Origin of the sequence: Moritella sp. Urea-trap-13 (assembly GCF_002836355.1) — a bacterium.
GTDB lineage: Bacteria > Pseudomonadota > Gammaproteobacteria > Enterobacterales > Moritellaceae > Moritella.
In genome coordinates, this window is the sequence record NZ_PJCA01000028.1 from 60,093 (window position 1) to 80,024 (window position 19,932).

Below are 19,932 nucleotides of genomic sequence, written 5' to 3' on the forward strand. Positions count from 1 at the left end.
AGCGGCCGGAATATGCATTGCCAGCCGCTATTTAGTTGAATAATTAATGAGTGTGAGACTTAAAATTGCATATTCAGGTTTACCTGAACACAGTCTCTGCCAGCATGATTGGTCAGGATGCTCTCATTAAAATTGTCGGCACTAAACCACCTCACCTCGGTATTCAGTGTTTGCTGTTTCTTCCTGGTTGAAGACGGCGAGATCGAGCTCTCCTTCACTTTTGCCGATTAACAGCGTAACCATCAGATCACCCGTTACATTAACTGTGGTGCGAGCCATATCGAGAATACGATCGATACCGGCAACAATGGCAATACCTTCCATAGGCAGTCCAACAGTCGTTAGTACCAGTGATAACATAATAAGCCCAGCCCCCGGTACACCAGCGGTGCCGATAGAGGCAAGCGTGGCAGTCGCAATAATGGTTAAGTAATCAGCTGTTGAAAGATCAATGCCAAAAGCCTGAGCGACAAATAACGCTAAAACGCCTTGGTAAAGAGCGGTGCCATCCATGTTAATGGTTGCGCCCATCGGTAATACAAAGCTTGAAATACTGCGAGATACGCCGAGGTTTTGGGTCGCACATTTAATACTCGCAGGTAAAGTGCCTGAACTGCTCGTCGTGGTGAAGGCAATGACTTGCGCTTCAATAATACCCTTATAAAAACGTTTCGGATTGAGTCTGCCGAACAGGCCAACCAGACCACCACCAAGGAATAACACGTGCAAAATACTCCCGAAATAAACTAAACCGATAACCTTAATCAGTGGCAGTAAAACGTCTAGACCGTATTTCCCAGAAACCCAAGCCATTAGCGCAAAAACACCATAGGGTGCAAACTTCATCACCAGTTCAGTCATCTTGTACATAGCTTCGGCAAAGCCTTCAAAAACTTTGATCACAGGTTGGGCTTTTTCACCAACGAGGTTTAAAGCAATACCTAACCCCAGTGCAAAGACGATAATTTGTAAAATGTTACCGGCAGCCAGTGCCCCAATCGGATTTTTAGGAATAAGTCCGACGAGGGTGTCGAGCAAACTCGGTGCCGATTTCGCTTCATTAGCAACGGATGCCACCATATTAAGGCCAGCACCCGGTTCAAAAAATATCCCTAGGCCGAGTCCAATCGTAATCGCGATAGCCGTCGTCCCAAGATAAAACAGAATAGATTTTAGCCCGATACGGCCCATTTTTGCGGTGTCTTTCATCGAGGTAACACCGACGATAAGCGAACAGAATATCAGTGGCACAATCAGCATTTTTATCGCGCTGATAAACAGGGTTCCGATCGGTTTAACGACTTCGGCACTGGGACCAAAAGTGGCACCAACAGCGATACCCGCTATCATGCCGATCAAAATTTTAAGCCATAATGGCATCGCTTTAGCTGCGTTTTCTCGTTTTGATGTATTGCTATTCATGGGTTGTACTTCCTTTTACTTGCTTATCATATTGATTAGGATTAGCTAAATGTTGGGGTTATCAGATTCTTCGGATTGGTGATGGCAATAAGTTTTTCTTCACTTAAGAGTCCTTCTTCTAGGACAATATCTAATACAGCTCGCCCGCTGCTAAGCGCTAGTTTTGCGATGCGAGAGGCATTTTCATACCCGATATAAGGATTTACTGCGGTGATGATGCCAATGCTGTTATCCACCTGAGCACGACAATGTTCGATATTAGCCGTAATGCCTGTAATGCACTTATGTTCAAACATATGCATCGCACGGGTTAACAACACAATTGAATCGAGCACGCTATAGGCGATTAAGGGTTCCATCGCATTTAACTGTAACTGCCCCGCTTCTGCCGCCATGGTGACAGCTAAGTCATGACCAATGATCTTATAAGCGACCTGAGATACCGCCTCTGGGATCACCGGATTGATCTTACCGGGCATAATTGAACTGCCAGGTTGTTGCGCAGGTAGGTTTATTTCGCCCAACCCCGCACGCGGCCCCATACTTAATAGCCGTAAATCATTGGCAATTTTGGACAGCTTTATCGCTAATCGTTTTAACATACTAGAGAAGAGTACAAAGGCCCCCATATCGGAACTTGCTTCGATTAAATCCCCAGCCAATACCATAGGCAAACCAGATAATTCACTTAGCGCCTGCACCGCAATTTCGCCAAATTGATGATGTGCATTGATGCCAGTACCAATGGCGGTGCCACCAAGATTCACTTCCGTTAATAGCTCGGATAAATGGGCAATACGGTCAACATCTTCATTTAATGTGGTCGCAAATGACCGGAACTCCTGGCCTAACGACATCGGCACTGCATCTTGAAGCTGGGTTCGGCCCATTTTGATGACATCAGAGAATTCAGCGGCTTTAACAGCCATCGCATCACGCAATGACTTTAAGGAGTCAACTAATGCCCCATGACTCAATAAAATGGCGAGACGAACCGCAGAGGGGTAAACGTCATTAGTCGATTGAGACATGTTGACATCATCATTCGGGTGTAAATGCTGGTAATCACCCAATGCATAACCCAAATTTTGTAAGGCAAGATTGGCGATCACCTCGTTGGCATTCATATTAGTCGAGGTACCAGCGCCCCCCTGGATCATGTCGACCTGAAAAGAATCATGATGTTGACCCTGTTGCAGCTGCTCACAGGCTGTTTTTATCGCATTAAATTTTTCTGATGATAATAGACCTAGTTGATTGTTCGCTGCCGCGCAAGCTTGCTTTACTGTCGCTAAGGCTATAATCATCTCGGGAAAATGGCTGATTGGTACACCACTTAACTTAAAGTTTTCAATGGCTCGACACGTTTGAATACCATATAGCGCATCCACAGGAACGGAAGCCTCTCCGAGTAGATCTTTTTCTGTGCGAGTTTGAAAATTTGGTTTAACGCCATTGTTCATACATGCCCCCTGGGCTATTTATCATTATATTAACAATGTGGTTACTTGCACCATTAATGCCAACTCGAAATAAAACAGCAAAACACTGAAATGTAACAATTAAATAACTTAAGTCGTTAATTCAACAAGGTATAACTTTTGTAATAAATTTGTTTAATTACTGCAGATAAAATAATACTCGATGCTATTTTTTAGCTTTTATCAAGTGTTATCATATTGTTACAAACAATTATAACTTTGGTTATAGATATAACTAAGGTTATGAAGGTAAAGTGAAAAAAACCTCGCGTAATCACATTGTCGATGGTTAATCGTGACCACCAAAGGAGCAAATGTAGATCAGCTCTTTTAAAGCCGTTATTAGGCAGATTCACCATAAATCGTCCATACTAGCTCTAGGTTCCTATTAAATTTGTAGGCTGGTTTGTACCTCCAAAGTCTGCACAGGAGGTAATATGGGTCATGCGTATGATTATACTAAACAAGAGTTTAGTAACCCTGCTGGCACCGAAGGCTTCGAATTTGTCGAATTCACGTCCCCCGATCCAACACAACTCGCTACGCTTTTCAAACAATTGGGCTTCCACGCTTTTGCCCAACATCAAACACGTCCATTAACTTGGTTTAAGCAAGGTGACATTCATTTTTTGGTAAGTACCGAAGGTCGTGGTTTCGCCTCTGAATTCTCGCAACAGCACGGCCCTTCCGCCTGTGCGATGGGGTTCAAAGTCAGCGACGCCGACAAAGCCTATCAACATGCAATTAGCCGTGAAGCGCAACCGTGTAAACGTAAAATCCTCGAGTTCGGTGTGCCAGCGATTTATGGCATTGGCGAGAGTCTGCTGTATTTAGTCGATGACGATGTCAGAAAAAGGCTTTATCAGGAACAATTTAAATTAACAGGTGAGACTGAGCAGCCTGCAAAATCTGCCGGACTGACTTATATCGACCATCTCACTCATAATGTACATAATGGCCACATGGATACCTGGTCAGAATTTTATGAACGGGTATTTAACTTCCGCGAAATTCGTTATTTTGATATTCAAGGCAAGATGACCGGGTTACGTAGCCGTGCAATGACCAGCCCTTGCGGTAACCTGCGTATTCCAATTAATGAAAGCAGTGATGATAAATCCCAAATTGAAGAATTCTTGCAGGAATATCACGGTGAAGGCATCCAACACATCGCCTTAGGCACTGACGATATTTATCAAACCGTGGCGACGTTAAAAGCCAACGGCATTGAATTCATGGATGTACCCGATACCTATTACGACATGATTGCAGAACGCTTGCCAGACCATCACGAGGCGATTGACCAGCTAAGAAAACACCGTATCTTGATTGATGGTCACATGGACGACGGTAAATTAGTACTGCTATTACAAACATTCACTAAGACCTTAATTGGTCCGATTTTCTTTGAAATAATCCAGCGTAAAGGTGACGAAGGTTTTGGTGAAGGTAATTTCCAAGCCTTGTTCGAATCGATTGAAAGAGACCAAGTTGCGCGTGGCGTGATCATTGATAAAGATAACTAAAGGGGAAGGTATGATCCGTAGAATTGCGTTTCCACTACTAAAAGGCACTTATTCTCGGCAAGCGCACGCGGATCTCCCCGAGCAAGGTGTATTTGAAAGAGAAGTCAGTCGGGAAGGTTTCTATGGGCCCGCCACACATCTGCATCATAAACACCCGCCAACAGGATGGTGCGCTTGGTCTGGAGAGCACAGACCAAGAGCCTATAACTTATTAAAACTGCCTAATGCTCAGTCCTCGCCATGGGATGCTCCGTTGTTATTTCACAATGCTCATTGCCAGATACGATTCTGGCAATGTAACGGTAACATGCAAACCTTGGTCAGAAATGCCGATGGCGACGATCTCATTTTCATTCATCAAGGCCACGGTGAATTGTTTTGTGATTACGGTCATTTAAGTGTGGAACAAGGTGATTACGTGTTAATTCCGCGCTCTTGTTTATGGCGTTTAGAACCAACTAAACCGATGACATTAATGATGATCGAAGCCAGCAATGATTATTATGGTTTACCCGATAAAACCATTGTTGGCCAGCATGCGATATTTGATCAAGCGGTATTAGATACCCCAGAAATTGATGATGCCTATTTACAACAACAAAATGAACAACCCTGGCAAATCATTATCAAACGCTTTAATCAGCAATCCATTATCACCTATCCTTTTAACCCGCTGGATGTGGTCGGTTGGCATGGTGACGTATCTGTGGTGCGGCTTAATTGGCTCGATATTCGCCCGTTAATGAGTCATCGTTTTCATCTTCCCCCTTCAGCCCATTCAACCTTTGTGACCAGTCGATTTGTGGTGTGTACTTTCGTACCACGGCCAATGGAAAGTGATCCCGGCGCATTAAAAGTGCCTTTTTATCATAGCAATGATGATTTTGATGAAGTGATATTCTACCACCAAGGCGAGTTTTTTAGTCGCGACAATATTGAACCAGGTATGCTGACCTTCCACCCTTGTGGTTTTCCTCATGGCCCGCACCCTAAAGCCTATCGAGCGGGTTGTCAGTCACAACGCAAAGAAACCGATGAAGTGGCGGTGATGATTGATACCCGCGATGGTTTAGCCATAGGTTCGAGCATGCCTGATGTGGAATGGGCGGGTTATGTCGATAGCTGGAAAGAATAACGCCAAACAGGAGGAGGAAATACGATGAAATTAGCCACATTACGAGACGGCTCTAGAGATGGCAGCTTACACCTCGTTAGCAAAGACTTACAAACTGCATTGTGTGTATCTTCGATAGCGGCCAATTTACAATGGGCGCTAGAGCATTGGTCTATCGTCGAGCCGCAGTTACAAAGCCATTACGCACAATTAAATAATGGTGAGTCTGCTGGTGTTGTTGAATTTAAAAACTGCCTACTAGAATCGCCCTTACCCCGAGCATATCAATGGGCCGACGGCAGTGCTTACGTTAATCATGTTGAGCTAGTACGTAAAGCCAGAGGCGCAGAAATGCCAGAGTCATTCTGGACAGAACCGTTAATGTACCAAGGCGGCAGTGACAGTTTTATAGGACCTAAAGATGATATTCCATTACAAGATCCAGCTTGGGGCTTGGACTTTGAAGCTGAGGTAGCGGTGATCACCAGTGATGTCCCGATGGGGATAAACGCCGCAGCAGCTAGCGAGTACATTTTATTAGTTACCTTGGTCAACGACGTATCCCTGCGTAATTTAATTCCCTGTGAGTTAGCCAAAGGTTTTGGCTTTTTTCACAGTAAACCCTCTACCGCATTCTCACCTGTTGCCGTGACACCAGATGAACTTGGCGAGGCTTGGGATGGGGCTAAATTACATTTACCTTTATCGACTTATCTCAATGATACTTTATTTGGCAGTCCTAATGCCGGTACCGACATGACATTTAATTTCCCTGAGTTGATTGCCCACGCCGCAAAAACGCGCACCTTAACCGCAGGTACGATTATTGGTTCAGGTACCGTGTCAAATTGTGATCGCACTGTGGGTTCATCCTGCCTAGCAGAACAAAGAATGTTGGAAAAAATTGCTACAGGGGAAATTACGACAGCTTTTTTACAAGATGGCGATGAAGTCAAAATTGAAATGCGGGATCAGGCTGGAGACTCTATTTTTGGCGCTATTGGACAGCGTGTAACATCCATAAAGCCATAGACAGCAAAGGGAATACAAGATGAAACTGTATAGCTATTTCCGCTCATCTGCTGCTTATCGGGTGCGGATAGTATTAAACTTAAAGCATATTAACTATGACACAGTGCCAGTACATTTAGTTAAAGATAGCGGCCAGCAACATTCGATAGCCTACCTTGCTATTAATCCCCAAGGTTTATTACCCTGTCTTGATGTCGCCGCGCCAGGTAGTAAAGCACAAATAATCACTCAGTCAGGGGCGATTATTGAATACTTAGAAGAACGATTTCCGCAACCGAGTTTGTTGCCAACCAGCCTGATTGAACGTGCTTATGTACGCAGCTTAATGCATATTATTGCCTGCGACATGCATCCGGTGAATAACTTACGGGTATTACATTATCTTGAGGAGCACTTCGATTGTAATAAGGCCGAAAAAATACGCTGGTATCACCATTGGCTAGCAAAAGGCTTTGCCGCGATTGAAACGCTTTTAGCGAGAAAAGGAAGTACCCACTATTGCTACAACGAGCAAGTCACCATGGCTGATGTTTACTTGATCCCGCAAGTTTACAATGCCTTGCGGTTTAATTTTGATATGACGCCCTATCCTGCCATCCGTCATATCTATCAGCATTGCATGCAGTTACCAACATTTAGCCAAGCGGCGCCTGAGCAGCAGCCAGACGCAGAATAATAGTTGCTAAGATTAATTAGTGAATGCGTTTTCTTTCTTCATCCAACCCTTGCCAAAAAGCATAGACCCCATCGAGCATCTCGTTACCACTTTGAATAAAATGAGCTTCATCGACGTCATTATTAAAATAATAAGCTTCGAGTTCTTCTTGAGTATGGTTAGCATGATTGGCTTCGAGTTTGGCATGCCAAGTAAAAAAGGTCAGTGGCAGGCCTTTTAAGTTTCTGGTTTGACGATAATGATTAAACCCTGCCACCAATTCATCCCAGAATCCTGCCGCAGCCCAGTTCTCCACGGCATAAGAAGCTGCCGTTGAAGTCGCATAACTGGGTGAACCATAAATCCGCACTAATTCATCACAAAAGAACAAGGTCTTCGCGGTACCAAACTGGCGTCGGCCAATTTGGTTAAACGCCAGACCAAAATAATCGGCCAATTGGCTTAACAGTTCGAAATGCGCGGCTTTAAAATGAAAGGCACCACCATCAATACTGCCTTCTATATCACCAAATTCACGTTCATCCGGCGTTAACTGCGCAGCACGATCTCGCTTCGGATTTTTATATACCACCCCAATTTCATTGGCTAAAATTTCTTTCGACGCGCGCATCTCTTCAATGGTTTCAGCATTAAGCATTTTTTCCAATTGCGCGACTAAAAATTGATTAGAGAAAACCGAGAACTGCACGATTAATTGTTTAATCTGCGCATCGTTAAGTGAGGCTTGGCTAAACCACTGGGTATAGGGATTTGCGGTAATAACCTTGTGATTAAGGAGTTCGTTATTAATTCGGCTTTGAAAGGCCAGAAAAGCCTGCGCTTTATCTAAATCAAAGTGTCCAGATTGGAGCTCTTCAACTGTGTGGTAAGTGAGTTGTTCCAATCCATGGTCTTTACGATACGCTTCGATGGCGGCGTTATCTCTCATACTAACCCTCCTCCCAAATGTGTTGCATAAAACACTGCTGGGATCGGTAAAATGGTGATCGAGTATAGCGTTTTTCTTATGTTCTAATTTTTACATTCTAATTGTTAATAGTTTAGTTGCTAATTTCAGCTCTGTCAGTCAAGGATCGCTAGCGACTTGTTACCAAAGGGATAATTATTTTCGTTAGTCACAGCAAAATTATCACGTTTTTATATCTATAAAAGAATAAAAAAAATGCCCTTAGTTTCATTTGAAATAAGCCCATTTATATTTGAACCAATTGAACTAAAATTATCTCTAACCTTTGAGTGACCATTACGCAAGACCACATTATCTCGAAATATGTCGTCGTAATAGGCCAGTAATTAGACCAACAATGTAGAGGTTATTCATGAAAGTAGTTGTGGAATTTATAGAAGCAGGTCGATACAAAGATAGAGCTTGGGAACCTTCATTCCAGAGTGGAAAAGGTAGTTTACGCTCGGTCTCGCCTTCTTGTGCAGCGCAATTAATTAACCAAGCAAAAGCCAAGCTTCATCTCAATGAAGATGGCTCTGCCGCGTTTGAACATTAAGTAAAATTCTACCACTTAAAAACATATCAGGGGCTAAGCTGCACACACAGCCTAGCCCTTTTTGTTAGGTTGCTATTTTCACACGAAAAGCACGGCGAAGATGACGTACTCGACGTGCTGCAATAACATCACGTGGCGCTGAACTGCAAAGTGGACGGCCATCGACATTCAGGCCAATATCTTTTAGCAGATAAGCGTTACCCAATGGGATCTCGCTGGTCGCACGACGCGTTTTTGCTAACCACACTCGTTCTTCACGACGAATATCAGCACGAACAAAAAACACCGCAAGGTTTAAATAAAGTGAATGACGCATAATAATTCTCCAGTATTAAAAAATGTACTGGGAAAAATGGCGTGAAGTATTTCGACTATCTAGGGATATTAATGAGGTATAACCCTATTAGCTGCCATTTTTCCGCAGCCGTTAAGGTTACGAATTAATTAGTTATTGGTGCCTGATTGCAGATCAAAACAGGCTATGAGGGCGTGATGAACGGCCATCATAGGGCTGGTATGATCGACAGATACACAGACGAATTGAACAAAATTTAAAGTTTTCATGTGTACCTCCAGTTAACTAATCAATCCAAGAAATGTGAATATAATGTTAATTCACAATAAGAAGTTTATGCGATATTGAATATTCTGCAACTGTAAATTATCCCTTAAGAGCAAAACAATTTTTTATTCTAACAATGTATTTCATTATGTATTTTTACAATATATCTGACTAGCTAACCATTCCATATTGCAGAATTAGCTCAATCATTGATTAAAAAAAATCCTCAACCTAAGTAAGATTGAGGATTATAAATTAGCGACGATATTACTTCAGTATTCTAGATATCCAGCCATTGTAGTAATTGCTGAATACTAATATCGTGAATTATGAGCCGTTAAAACCGAGAGATGGCCATATTCCATGTTCGTCCATCTGTGCAGAAAAATTGCGATCAGCTCCTTCCTTAGATATTCTGTAATTGGACATTGAATTCCCTGTTGAGATCATCTCATTACTTGCAATAACATTACCTTTTTTATTTAATAATTTTAGTGATGTTATTTTTGTTGAGATATAAGCACTCATCATTATGCTTTGACGTAACTCAGTCGTCAGCTTTAATGTATGACTCACTGAATTGTTATTTTTAAATGTTGTATTTATACCTTGCGCTGATAGTTTTTCAACAAGATATTGAGCACCTTTTTTATCATGCTTTGATGGCTGTATTTTAATTAATAACTGTGATTTTATTTTTGATACTTGCTCTGTTAATTCGAGAACGTAAGGTGCGCTCACATCATCTTTTGGAGACATAGCTCCCAACATGGCGGTCCTAACATTAACATATTCTAGATTAGAACTTGCCTCTCGATTCATCAACCACCAAGATAAAGGGTCCTGATGTTTTAATTCATCAAGCAGCATTTTCGATTTTTTATTTACGTTACTAATATCTGATTTTAGCTGTTTAATAATAACGTCTTTTTTTATTCTCGCTTGAGCAAAGTAAATATCATTCTGATTATCTATATTGGTATATTCGACGCCACTGAAGGTCACGCTTGATGTTTTAGCATTCACATTATTATTGACTGAACCATAGGTATAACTCTTATCATTGATATTAGTATTACTCTCTTTACTCGAAAAATCAGAATCGACCTGCGTCCACAATGTCGCATTGATGTTATTTAATGCTGATTTTTTCGCTTGATTCAAGTTTCTCCCTTCACCAACCGAATATATGTATTCTGTATTATTAACTTGTGGTTGATCGTACCACTCCGGATTTCTTGTAGATTGACAAGCTGTCAGCATAGACAGCAACAATAAAGGTAATAGTTTATTTCTGCATTGTTTCATAAGGTTTTTTTATTTTGTTAGAATTGTCCGATGATATAGCTATTAATTAAAAATTTGAATTTAAATAACTAATTTAAATGTAACTTTATGATATGAAGCTAGTTAATGGCTAATAACTCATGTGCTAACTCGATTATATAGGAGAAACGTTAACCCTCGATATATATGCCAAATTAACTATAAAAATAAAAACATCCCTTCGATAAACATATACAAGTTAATTACAACAATGAATTCTCATCGAGAATATAAACTCGATACAGTTAACCCCTTCAGTTTCAGTATAAAAAACCAAATAAACAGCATAAGAGGCTAATATTTAAACTTTTTATAAATTAAATTAAATTATTTTTTAATTATTTGAGCATCGAGTCATTTTATCATCATTAAAATTTGCAAAGTCTAACCATTTAGAGCGATACTACCTTTGAGGTGCACTTTAAAGCGCTGTTATTATTAATAAAAATAACCTACGTTCACCGTGCACAATAAATATTATAAAAATAATTCTAAAAACAATGGAATGATACTCATGTTAAAAAAAACAGCTCTTGCATTAAGCTTATCAGTAATACTTTCAGGGTGTGCTGCAACTAAGGTTTGCGAGCCTAATTATAAAGTTGATATAGCCGCTTCTGAACAACCAGCAAAAACAGCAGAAGATAAAAAAATCATCGTATTACCAATTGAAATTGGATTTAAAGATCCAGCAGCTAAAAAAATTCAATCCGTTTTACGTAATGAACTTGAATCTCAAATTGTAGCATCAGGTACAAACCTAGTGGATCGTAAGATCGCTAATAAATTAAAAAATGAACTTAGACTTGCGGAGCAAAGTGGTCGATATAATACCAAAGGTGTGCCAATTGCAGACTATGCTATTTTAACTGAAATTACCGCAAGTGATCTCAAAACTAGTTTCTCTAAAGCTCGAACTTATAAAAACGACGATGGTGAAACAGTTAAAGTAGCAGCTTCATGCTCTTATGAAGTTGATGTATCTGCGATCGCAAAAGTTGTCTCATTACCTGATATGCAGCTGATCAAACGCATTGAATTAAAGGGTGATAAAAGTACTTCATCTGAGACTAGCAATAGCCGTTGTCCAGTAAGTAATACACAATACGCAGGGTTAGCAAGTGAAGCCGCCGCTGAAGCAGTTCAACACGACAATGAATTGAAATCATTATTAGCACTTAGCGCTCCGGTTATGGAATTACGCCAATGTGACGCAGGTACTATGGTGAAAATTGCAATCGGCTCAAATAAAAATATGCAACCTGGTACAGAAATCGCGTTTTCAAAGGCAATTCAAAATAGTGAAGGCGAAATTGAAACCTTTAGTATCGGTGACGGTACAATTGTGGACATCCCACAACATGGTATTAAGCCAAAATACTCTTGGGTTGAAATCACGGAAGAGTTAGCACTGCAAATAAGTAAAGGCGATCAAGCAAAAATAGTTCCAACTGCTTGTACAAGCATACTCGACCTAGAATGCACAATGAAAGCTACAGGAATTAATTTATAATGAAAAAAATTATCCTAATTAGTGCAATTACCTTAGCGTTAGCTGGCTGTGCGACAACGAATAAAACAGTTGAAGAAACACAAAGTGTACGAATTGTAACGTGTAACTTCCCAGACTCTCCAGCTGCAACTGCACCCGCTTGGATCTGTGATGTATTACCAAGCGATCTTGCTGCTGGCGGCGTTGGTTATTCTAAGAAAAGTGCTGCTGGCATGTCTATCATGCGTAAAATAGCAATTAATAACGCACGCGTGCAATTAGCATCACAATTTGAAATTGATGTTAGCAGCATGTTTAAACAAGCTGTAGAGTCTACCGTTACGTCTTCAACATTAGCTGGCTCTAATGAAGATGTATTAGAGAAAATGGAAAATGTGACAAAATCCGTTGTATCTAGAACGCTTGCAAACAGTAAGTTAATTGTAAGCCAAGCAACACCGACAGGCGGTTTATATGTGCTAGTAGGTATGGATCAAGCGACTTACGATGCAAACCTTAATAAAGTTATTGATGGTGTAACTCAGGACTCTAAGTTATGGGGTCAGTTTAACAATGAGAAAGCGGCAGCAGATTTGTCTAATGCGCTCCAGTCATTAAAAGCAATGTAATCTCCTAAAATCAGTAAGTAAGAAGCTTTTACTAAATAGCCTCTTACTTACTTTCCCCCCTTTGATTAGAGAATAATAATAATAATGAAACCCTATCAAAAAAGCCTTATCGCATTGTCATTTATTTCATTCTTACCTACGAGTTATGCCAATTCGAGTCTAGCATTCGCAGAGCTTGAGCAAGAAAAAATAGAAATGAACCGTTCTCAGGAAGAGAAAATAGCTGAGTTTCATGCATATGTTAATAATTATTTAGATGAATATGAACAGTGGCGAGAAACATATACGACAAACCTAGACAAGCAAAAAGTTCAATTAATTGAGCAATGGGGCAGCGGTGATGTATCAGATCAAACAACAGATGTGGAATATACGCAAGATAACACAGTAAAAAAAGTTATTAATTATGAAGAAAATACTGCGACTATCTCTATCATCGTCGATCCATCAGAAAAAAATAATGACATCAATTCCATTGCAAAAAATAATACGATTAGCGTCGATGGTCAAACCCTAGATTTACAAGATGCTAAAATTACTCATAGTGATATAAACTACTCTGCAGAACAACAAAATAAAGAAAAAGTATTTGTTATTCAGCAAACTCAAGCTCAAATGAAAGAGTTCGATATCCAAGCCGATCGTTTAATTGAATCACAAACTGGTATTCCTGATTCATTTATTTACGACCGCGCCAATAACAAAAAAATGCACTTGCTTGCAGAAGCACAGCAACGTATTAGCCAGATAAATAAACTCTATAAGCATCAAAGAAAAGAACTTGGCATACCAGAACCGGTATTAGTTAAGATCGAAGAACAGCCCACTGTTGCTGCAGTAATAGATACAGCTGCCATAACAGATACAGCTGCCGTAACAGATACAGCCGCCGCAACAGATACAGCCGCCGCAACAGATACAGCTGCCGCAACAGATACAGCCGCCGCAACAGATACAGCCGCCACAACAGATACAGCCGCCACAACAGATACAGCCGCCACAACAGATACAGCCGCCACAACAGATACAGCCGCCACAACAGATACAGCCGCCACAACAGATACAGCCGCCACAACAGATACAGCCGCCATAACAGATACAGCTGTCGTAACAGATACAACTGCCGTAACAGATGTAGCGGTCATAACAGATGTCGCACCAAAACCGGTAAAAGCTAAAAAAGTAGTTTCTTATACGATAAAGCTACCAAATAATAGTTTAAAGAAACGAGCAATTAAGTATCAAGAACTAGCCATACAAGAAAGTGAAAGATGGAACATAGATAAAGCGCTAGTTATGGCGATAATGCACAGTGAATCAGCCTTCAGACCAGATGCAAAATCTCACGTTCCAGCCTTTGGGTTAATGCAAGTGGTACCCGTAAGTGCAGGTCATGACGTTAATAAGCAAATACGTAAAATTGATGCTCCCATGACGCCAAAAGAATTGTACATTCCACCAGTTAACGTTGAAACCGGCACTGCCTATCTGCACATATTAAATAGTCGATATCTTAGCTCAATAACCGATGATCAAAGTCGTTTATATTGTACAATTGCTGCTTATAATACCGGTGCAGGTAATGTTGCACGCGCGTTTAATAAGGGTCACTCAACCAATATTCGCAAGGCCTCTAAAATCATCAACACCATGACGCCTGATGAAGTTTATAGCCACCTATTAGCAAATTTGCCGTATGACGAAACTAAAAACTATTTGAAAAAAGTGAATGGTCGTATCGAGTTATATAAATAAGAGGCAAATACGATGAATACAATTGAACAAACAAACACAAGTCCAACTAATCAAAGCGTTACGCCTAAAATTAAAGAGCAATGGGGACGTATTGTTGCGATTGTATCTTTAGTCGCTATAGCCTTGGGCGGATTTAATGACACGATGGACGCTGTTGATAAAATTTATGATTTTTCCTTATCACAATTGACCGATATACCATCACAAAATAAGTTAGATAAAATCTATATTCGCGCATCTTCTAATACTCTAGAAGAAAATTTTGGCGCCCCTATATATATTAAAAAATCTTATTCTGGCGAAGTAATACAATACTATCGGGACGATCGCTTTATCTTATCTACAATCAGTAAAGATGATGCTATTGCAGCCTATCTCGTTTTTCCTAGCTCTAGTTTCAATCCCGAGACAAGTGCATCTAGTGGTGGTGATGATTTACTCTCAACACCATTTGAGCATCAGGAAGGTGTGAGCGATATCAAAGCATCAGTATCTCGAAGTGTTACCTATTATATTGAAGAAAATTCAACAGGTGAATTCAGTAACCTTTACTCTTCTGTTGCAGGTTATACTGAGATTGATGACATATTAGATGACAAGAAAAGGACTTTATTATCATCATTAACTGATAAGCAAATTTTAGGGGATGATGATATTTCAGCAGAAGTTTCAGCAATTAGAAAAAATTTAATGCCTAATTTTTATGGTTATAGTAATTTAGGATTATCCTCTTTAGAGGAGGCTATTTTAACTAAATCTGAATACGCCCTCATTAATAAATAAGCGACAAACACAGCAAGTGGTTCAGTAAAATATCCCAGATAAAGAATTTGATAATTCTGGGATATTTTCTATTCTATCAATTATTCTAAATCATATATTCATCTCATTAATTTATCGCCATGCCATATTGCAGCACTAATTCAGCAATGGTTTTAGCATTAAATTTTTTCATCAAACTCGACCTATGCACTTCAACTGTGCGCACCGCAATACACAGATCATCTGCAATTTGTTGATTTCGTTTACCTTGTACCAACAACAATAATATATCGCGTTCACGTTCGGTCAGTGACTGATAAGATGATAACGCCTTGAGTTGCTCACTACGTTGTAATGATTTTTCTGCTGCCAGGATGATCGCCTGCAGTAACTTTTCACCATCGACGGGTTTTTGAAAGAAATCCACAGCGCCAGATTTAAACGCATCGACAGCCATCGATACATCGCCATGACCAGTAAGAAAAATAATCGACAGTGGGCTATTACATTGAGTCAGAATAGCTTGTACATCCTGGCCGCGTAATTCCGGCATGCGGCTATCTAAGGTCACGCAGCCTGGCAGCATAATATCCGCATTATCTAAAAATGTCGGTCCACCAGCATAAGTGGTGACATTAACATCATAACCTTCGAGCATAAAAGCCAACGAATCACGTACCGATTCATCATCATCGACGACATAAACAGGCACTGTTAGTGACATAGCTGTTGACGCAGGATTCATATTTATAGTCCTCTGATAGATATTATGGTAACGGTAAAATAATACTCACACAGCAACCCATAGGCTCCGCGGGAGCTAATGAAAACTTGCCGTGATGGGCTTCAACTACGTCTCGACAAATGGCTAACCCCAGACCCAAACCGTCTTTTTTGGTGGTGAAGAAAGCATTCTGTAATTCGGCATTGGTCGCCGTTAAGCCGATACCATTATCGCTGATGGTTAATATTAATCTGTCATCGCTATAATCGCTGGTAATATTAATTTCATCATTTATCAACACGGTTTTAGCTCGCATCAAGCAGGCATCCGCGGCATTGTTTAATACGTTTAATAATACTTGCTGTAAGCCCACCATATCGGCATATAAGGGCGCTGCATTACCAACACAAGTACGCTTTACGGTAATATGTTTCTGCTGTAGATCATACTCTAACAACTCTAATGTATCAGTTAATAATACTTGCATATCACAGCTAGATTTAGCCACCGAGCGCTTATTAATAAGCGTACGCAGTCGCTGCACTATGTCATCGGCTCGTTTCACTTGCTGCTGTATTTTTTCTAATGCTGGCTTGATGGTACTGGCATCAGCGCCTTTGTTAATACGCAATAATCCGCCTTGGCTATAATTTAAAATAGCCGCCAAAGGTTGATTAATTTCATGGGCGAGACTACTGCCTAACTCACCAACAATCGCGACTCGCTGGGCATGTTCTAACATGGTATTTTTTTCTTTTAAACGGTTTAAAGTGGCTTTCAATTTACGTTCACTGCGACTAAAACGGTATTCCAAAATTAAATGATAAACACTTAATAATAATACGAATAAAAAAACGACCCAGGCCCATTGCTGATTTTTCTTGATCCAAACTGCAGCTTCTTGCCACCAAGGCCGTTGTAAGGGATGCATATCCAAATCGCGATATAGTTGGTCAACCGACAATTGGCTAATCGGTGGCGTCCAGCCCGTTGAGTACGCAGCAATACTGGCGGCGTGATCACTCGGTAATGCCAATAATGCCCGCGTTATCTTCTTGGCTAAATCTGTTGAAATAGCACTGGTTTTGGCTATCGACCAATTCGGGTATAACTGGGTAGACAGGGCACAAGCAAAATTATCTGGACTGATATCATCTAATACTCGAAAAGCATCTGACTTAATCAAGCCTTCTTCTAACATGCTTTCCAATTGACACACAGGTACTACCGCGGCATCAAAATAACCGTCACGCAGCTGATAAATAATAGCATCGACAGGAAAACCTAAAAAAGACACATCAGAAAAAAACGCAGTGGGATTAATACCTAAATTTTGCACCCGCAGCTGCATCGTTAAGTAGCCACCAAAGGCATTACTGGCAACCGCAGCGATCTTGTCACCACTAACATCAACCAAGTGCTGATAGTGCGAATCGGCACGTACAATCAATGCCGAGCCGATGACATGGGTACCGTCACCTAACTTACTGTTTAAGGTCGCTAACCAAGACAATGGATATTGCCGACCTAAGCGCACCGCTTGTCCGGGATTGGTCACCACCACATCAACACTTTGCTGCTTTACTGCGGTTTCCATTTCAGCCAAGGTAAAGGGATGTAATCTAAATTCACTATTGGGGATCTGGCTTTGTAACCATAACAATGTCGGCTGCCAACGCTGTTTCGCCTCCAATACCCCGCGTGTGGCTAATACACCCACATCAACGGTGGTAATGATTGGCTTGGTAGCAGTCTTGGCATCAGTCACGTTACTGGCGTGCACTTGAGTCATCACCAGTAACAACGCACCAATCACTGCTTTTATTAATACATTAGCCATGAAAAATCCCTGCCCATACCATTCATTACAAACTCATACCATTCATCACAAATAAAATAACGACCTCAGCATACCAAAATAGCGATAAAGCCAAAATATTTATTGTTTTAGATCAAGCCCTCCCTGTGTATGTGGAAAACCACAATACAATCTACCTCTTAATTTCCAGACAATAGCCTTAATCACTATTAACCATAAGGTGTTCTCATGGACTCAACTAAACGCCGCTTGATGGGCCGTCTCGGTGCATTAACTGTAGGCGCCGCCATCATACCAGTTTCGGGAGCAAATCCGCTCACCACGACAATTATCCGTAATAACGAAGCGCCCGATCGTAAAGGTCACACAGGTAAACGTTATGCCATGGTGGTTGATTTACGTAAATGCGTGGGCTGCCAAGCGTGTACCGTCGGTTGCAGTATTGAGAACCAAGCACCTATCGGTCAATTCCGTACCACAGTAAAACAATATGAAGTCACTTTAGATGACGGCAGCAGTGAATTACAAAATGTAAAATCATTTACCCTACCACGCTTATGTAACCACTGTGAAAATCCACCTTGTGTGAAAGTATGTCCGGTACAAGCTACCTTCCAACGTGACGACGGTATTGTCATGGTCGATAACGAGCGCTGCGTGGCCTGTGCTTATTGCGTACAAGCTTGCCCTTACGATGCCCGTTTTATTAACGAAGAAACCCTTACCGCTGATAAATGTACCTTCTGTGCTCATCGTTTAGAAGAAGGCTTATTACCTGCCTGTGTGGAAACCTGTGTGGGTGGTGCGCGTATTATTGGTGATATTAAAGATCCCAACAGCCATATTAGCCATTTAATGCGTGAACACCAAGATGACATCAAGGTATTAAAACCAGAAGAAAACACTCAGCCACATGTGTTCTACATCGGCATGGATGACGCATTCACCAATAAAATTGACGCTAAAGTTGCCATTTACGATCCAGCAGGAGATAAAGCATGAGCATCACCGAAATTTTAGTCCAACCCCAAGCCGTCGCTTGGCTCCCTTGGGCAGTACAATACTTTTTCTATATTGGTTCTGCGTATGCGGCGGCGATATTATTTTTATTAAGTTATTTATTCCGTGCCCATACTAGTCACTATTTACGTGCTGCCCTAGTGCTTACCATGTCGATTGGCGCGGTAGTGGGGCCATTAGCGTTAACCGGTGACTTACATCAACCCGGACGTGCTTGGCATTTTTATACTAACTTAACGCCTTGGTCATGGATGTCACTTGGTTCGGTATTCTTACCGTTATTTTCAGCGTTATCGGTACTTACCGCTTGGTTGTATCTACGTGATGACATCATCGAACTTAAACACAGTGACAGCGCTATTGCCCAAAAAATTGCCCTGTTTAGTCTCGGTAATTGGCAGACCACCAGCACCCAAATGATCACCGTGACGGTATTAACCTGTTTATCCGGTTTAACTATCGCCCTGTACACTGGTGCCGAGATCTACATCGTACAAAGCCGTCCACTGTGGCATCAACCTGCAGCGCCATTATTGTGGTTTGTGACTGCGTTTATCGGTGCCATTGGCTTTGCGTTATTACTGTTAGCGCTATTCCCTATTCCTGCAAAAGCCAATGCCTTTACCCAAAGCGACCAAGGTCTGATTAAACGCGCATTATTACTCAGCGCGATATTAGCCGCTATTTTATTGCCAATCTGGGCATCAAATAATCCGTCGTTCTCACTCTACGACAGCCAAGAATGGCTAGTGCGTTTGGGGAGTTTAAGTGTGAGCTTTATCGCCTGTATTGGTATTGCCTTATTCGCCTCTAAGATTGCCTTGTATAACCGCCCACAATTATTAGTGATGAGTGCGATCAGCTTACTCTGCTGTTGGTACTTACGCTGGGTCACCATCATGGATGTACAAACCATTCCAAAATTTGACCAAGGTCCTTATCCGTATGAATTACCTATGGGCTCTGCTGGACTACTCGGCATCCTCGGCATGGCGGGATTATGGCTAGCGTTGGCACTTGCCGCGTCAGAAGTCATTGCGATTCGAACCAATAAATCTATCAACAAACCACAACTCGCACAGTAAGGGAC

18 protein-coding genes are annotated in these 19,932 nt (G+C 41.2%); 11 read left to right on the forward strand and 7 right to left on the reverse strand.

The annotated features are described in order from the left end of the window. Positions 1 to 141: 141 nt before the first annotated feature. Together CXF93_RS06315 and CXF93_RS06320 are read right to left on the reverse strand one after the other, a co-directional pair. Positions 142 to 1,422, reverse strand: a complete 1,281-nt coding sequence (locus CXF93_RS06315) for a dicarboxylate/amino acid:cation symporter (protein WP_198551609.1) — start codon at positions 1,420 to 1,422, stop codon at positions 142 to 144. 41 nt (positions 1,423 to 1,463) lie between these two features. After that, positions 1,464 to 2,885 carry an aspartate ammonia-lyase gene (locus CXF93_RS06320; RefSeq protein WP_101061593.1) on the reverse strand — a complete coding sequence of 474 codons (1,422 nt, stop codon included), beginning with the start codon at positions 2,883 to 2,885 and terminating at the stop codon, positions 1,464 to 1,466. A gap of 455 nt (positions 2,886 to 3,340) precedes the next feature. Here CXF93_RS06320 and hppD point away from each other — a divergent pair, with 455 nt between their 5' ends. Genes hppD through maiA form a run of 4 tightly spaced genes read left to right on the forward strand, consistent with a single transcriptional unit; the run spans position 3,341 to position 7,251 of the window. Next, positions 3,341 to 4,429: a 4-hydroxyphenylpyruvate dioxygenase gene (gene hppD, locus CXF93_RS06325; protein ID WP_101061594.1), complete on the forward strand. Its 1,089-nt coding sequence runs from the start codon at positions 3,341 to 3,343 to the stop codon at positions 4,427 to 4,429. Positions 4,430 to 4,439: 10 nt separating this feature from the next. Then, positions 4,440 to 5,564 (forward strand): homogentisate 1,2-dioxygenase, encoded by a 1,125-nt coding sequence (locus tag CXF93_RS06330; protein WP_101061595.1) that lies wholly within the window; start codon positions 4,440 to 4,442, stop codon positions 5,562 to 5,564. Positions 5,565 to 5,588: 24 nt separating this feature from the next. Then, entirely contained in the window at positions 5,589 to 6,575 is a 987-nt protein-coding gene (locus tag CXF93_RS06335) for a fumarylacetoacetate hydrolase family protein (protein ID WP_101061596.1), read from the forward strand. A gap of 19 nt (positions 6,576 to 6,594) precedes the next feature. Further along, positions 6,595 to 7,251: a maleylacetoacetate isomerase gene (gene maiA, locus CXF93_RS06340; RefSeq protein WP_101061597.1), complete on the forward strand. Its 657-nt coding sequence runs from the start codon at positions 6,595 to 6,597 to the stop codon at positions 7,249 to 7,251. A gap of 16 nt (positions 7,252 to 7,267) precedes the next feature. Here the strand turns inward: maiA and CXF93_RS06345 are convergent, their stop codons facing one another. After that, positions 7,268 to 8,179 carry a hypothetical protein gene (locus tag CXF93_RS06345; protein WP_101061598.1) on the reverse strand — a complete coding sequence of 304 codons (912 nt, stop codon included), beginning with the start codon at positions 8,177 to 8,179 and terminating at the stop codon, positions 7,268 to 7,270. Positions 8,180 to 8,570: 391 nt separating this feature from the next. On the opposite strand from CXF93_RS06345, the gene CXF93_RS06350 reads away from it, so the two are divergent. Next, the gene (locus CXF93_RS06350) at positions 8,571 to 8,753 is read left to right on the forward strand and encodes a hypothetical protein (RefSeq protein WP_101061599.1); all 183 of its coding nucleotides are present in this window, start codon (positions 8,571 to 8,573) and stop codon (positions 8,751 to 8,753) included. Between the two features lie 64 nt (positions 8,754 to 8,817). Here CXF93_RS06350 and CXF93_RS06355 read toward each other — a convergent pair whose 3' ends face one another. Both CXF93_RS06355 and CXF93_RS06360 read right to left on the reverse strand, forming a co-directional pair. Beyond that, entirely contained in the window at positions 8,818 to 9,069 is a 252-nt protein-coding gene (locus CXF93_RS06355) for a DUF1127 domain-containing protein (protein WP_101061600.1), read from the reverse strand. Positions 9,070 to 9,642: 573 nt separating this feature from the next. After that, on the reverse strand, positions 9,643 to 10,623 hold the full coding sequence (locus CXF93_RS06360) for an LPP20 family lipoprotein (RefSeq protein ID WP_101061601.1): 981 nt from the start codon (positions 10,621 to 10,623) through the stop codon (positions 9,643 to 9,645). Between the two features lie 532 nt (positions 10,624 to 11,155). Here CXF93_RS06360 and CXF93_RS06365 point away from each other — a divergent pair. From CXF93_RS06365 to CXF93_RS06380, 4 genes are all read left to right on the forward strand, one after another. Beyond that, a complete protein-coding gene (locus CXF93_RS06365; RefSeq protein WP_101061602.1) occupies positions 11,156 to 12,154 on the forward strand; it encodes a hypothetical protein in 999 nt (332 codons plus the stop codon). Continuing rightward, positions 12,154 to 12,762 carry an LPP20 family lipoprotein gene (locus tag CXF93_RS06370; protein WP_101061603.1) on the forward strand — a complete coding sequence of 203 codons (609 nt, stop codon included), beginning with the start codon at positions 12,154 to 12,156 and terminating at the stop codon, positions 12,760 to 12,762. Before CXF93_RS06365 ends, CXF93_RS06370 begins: the two co-directional genes overlap by 1 nt. A gap of 114 nt (positions 12,763 to 12,876) precedes the next feature. Continuing rightward, the gene (locus CXF93_RS06375) at positions 12,877 to 14,517 is read left to right on the forward strand and encodes a transglycosylase SLT domain-containing protein (protein ID WP_232784126.1); all 1,641 of its coding nucleotides are present in this window, start codon (positions 12,877 to 12,879) and stop codon (positions 14,515 to 14,517) included. A 12-nt stretch (positions 14,518 to 14,529) separates the two neighbouring features. Beyond that, complete coding sequence (locus tag CXF93_RS06380) at positions 14,530 to 15,300, forward strand: ETEC_3214 domain-containing protein (protein WP_232784127.1); 771 nt, start codon at positions 14,530 to 14,532, stop codon at positions 15,298 to 15,300. A gap of 106 nt (positions 15,301 to 15,406) precedes the next feature. Here CXF93_RS06380 and CXF93_RS06385 read toward each other — a convergent pair whose 3' ends face one another. Both CXF93_RS06385 and CXF93_RS06390 read right to left on the reverse strand, forming a co-directional pair. Beyond that, the gene (locus tag CXF93_RS06385; RefSeq protein WP_198551614.1) at positions 15,407 to 16,003 is read right to left on the reverse strand and encodes a response regulator transcription factor; all 597 of its coding nucleotides are present in this window, start codon (positions 16,001 to 16,003) and stop codon (positions 15,407 to 15,409) included. 43 nt (positions 16,004 to 16,046) lie between these two features. Next, positions 16,047 to 17,843, reverse strand: coding sequence for a sensor histidine kinase (locus tag CXF93_RS06390; RefSeq protein WP_101061606.1), 1,797 nt, complete (start codon positions 17,841 to 17,843; stop codon positions 16,047 to 16,049). A 207-nt stretch (positions 17,844 to 18,050) separates the two neighbouring features. On the opposite strand from CXF93_RS06390, the gene dsrO reads away from it, so the two are divergent. Together dsrO and nrfD are read left to right on the forward strand one after the other, a co-directional pair. Then, entirely contained in the window at positions 18,051 to 18,824 is a 774-nt protein-coding gene (dsrO, locus tag CXF93_RS06395; protein WP_101061607.1) for a sulfate reduction electron transfer complex DsrMKJOP subunit DsrO, read from the forward strand. After that, positions 18,821 to 19,927, forward strand: coding sequence for an NrfD/PsrC family molybdoenzyme membrane anchor subunit (gene nrfD / locus CXF93_RS06400; protein ID WP_101061608.1), 1,107 nt, complete (start codon positions 18,821 to 18,823; stop codon positions 19,925 to 19,927). Before dsrO ends, nrfD begins: the two co-directional genes overlap by 4 nt. Positions 19,928 to 19,932 lie beyond the last annotated feature (5 nt).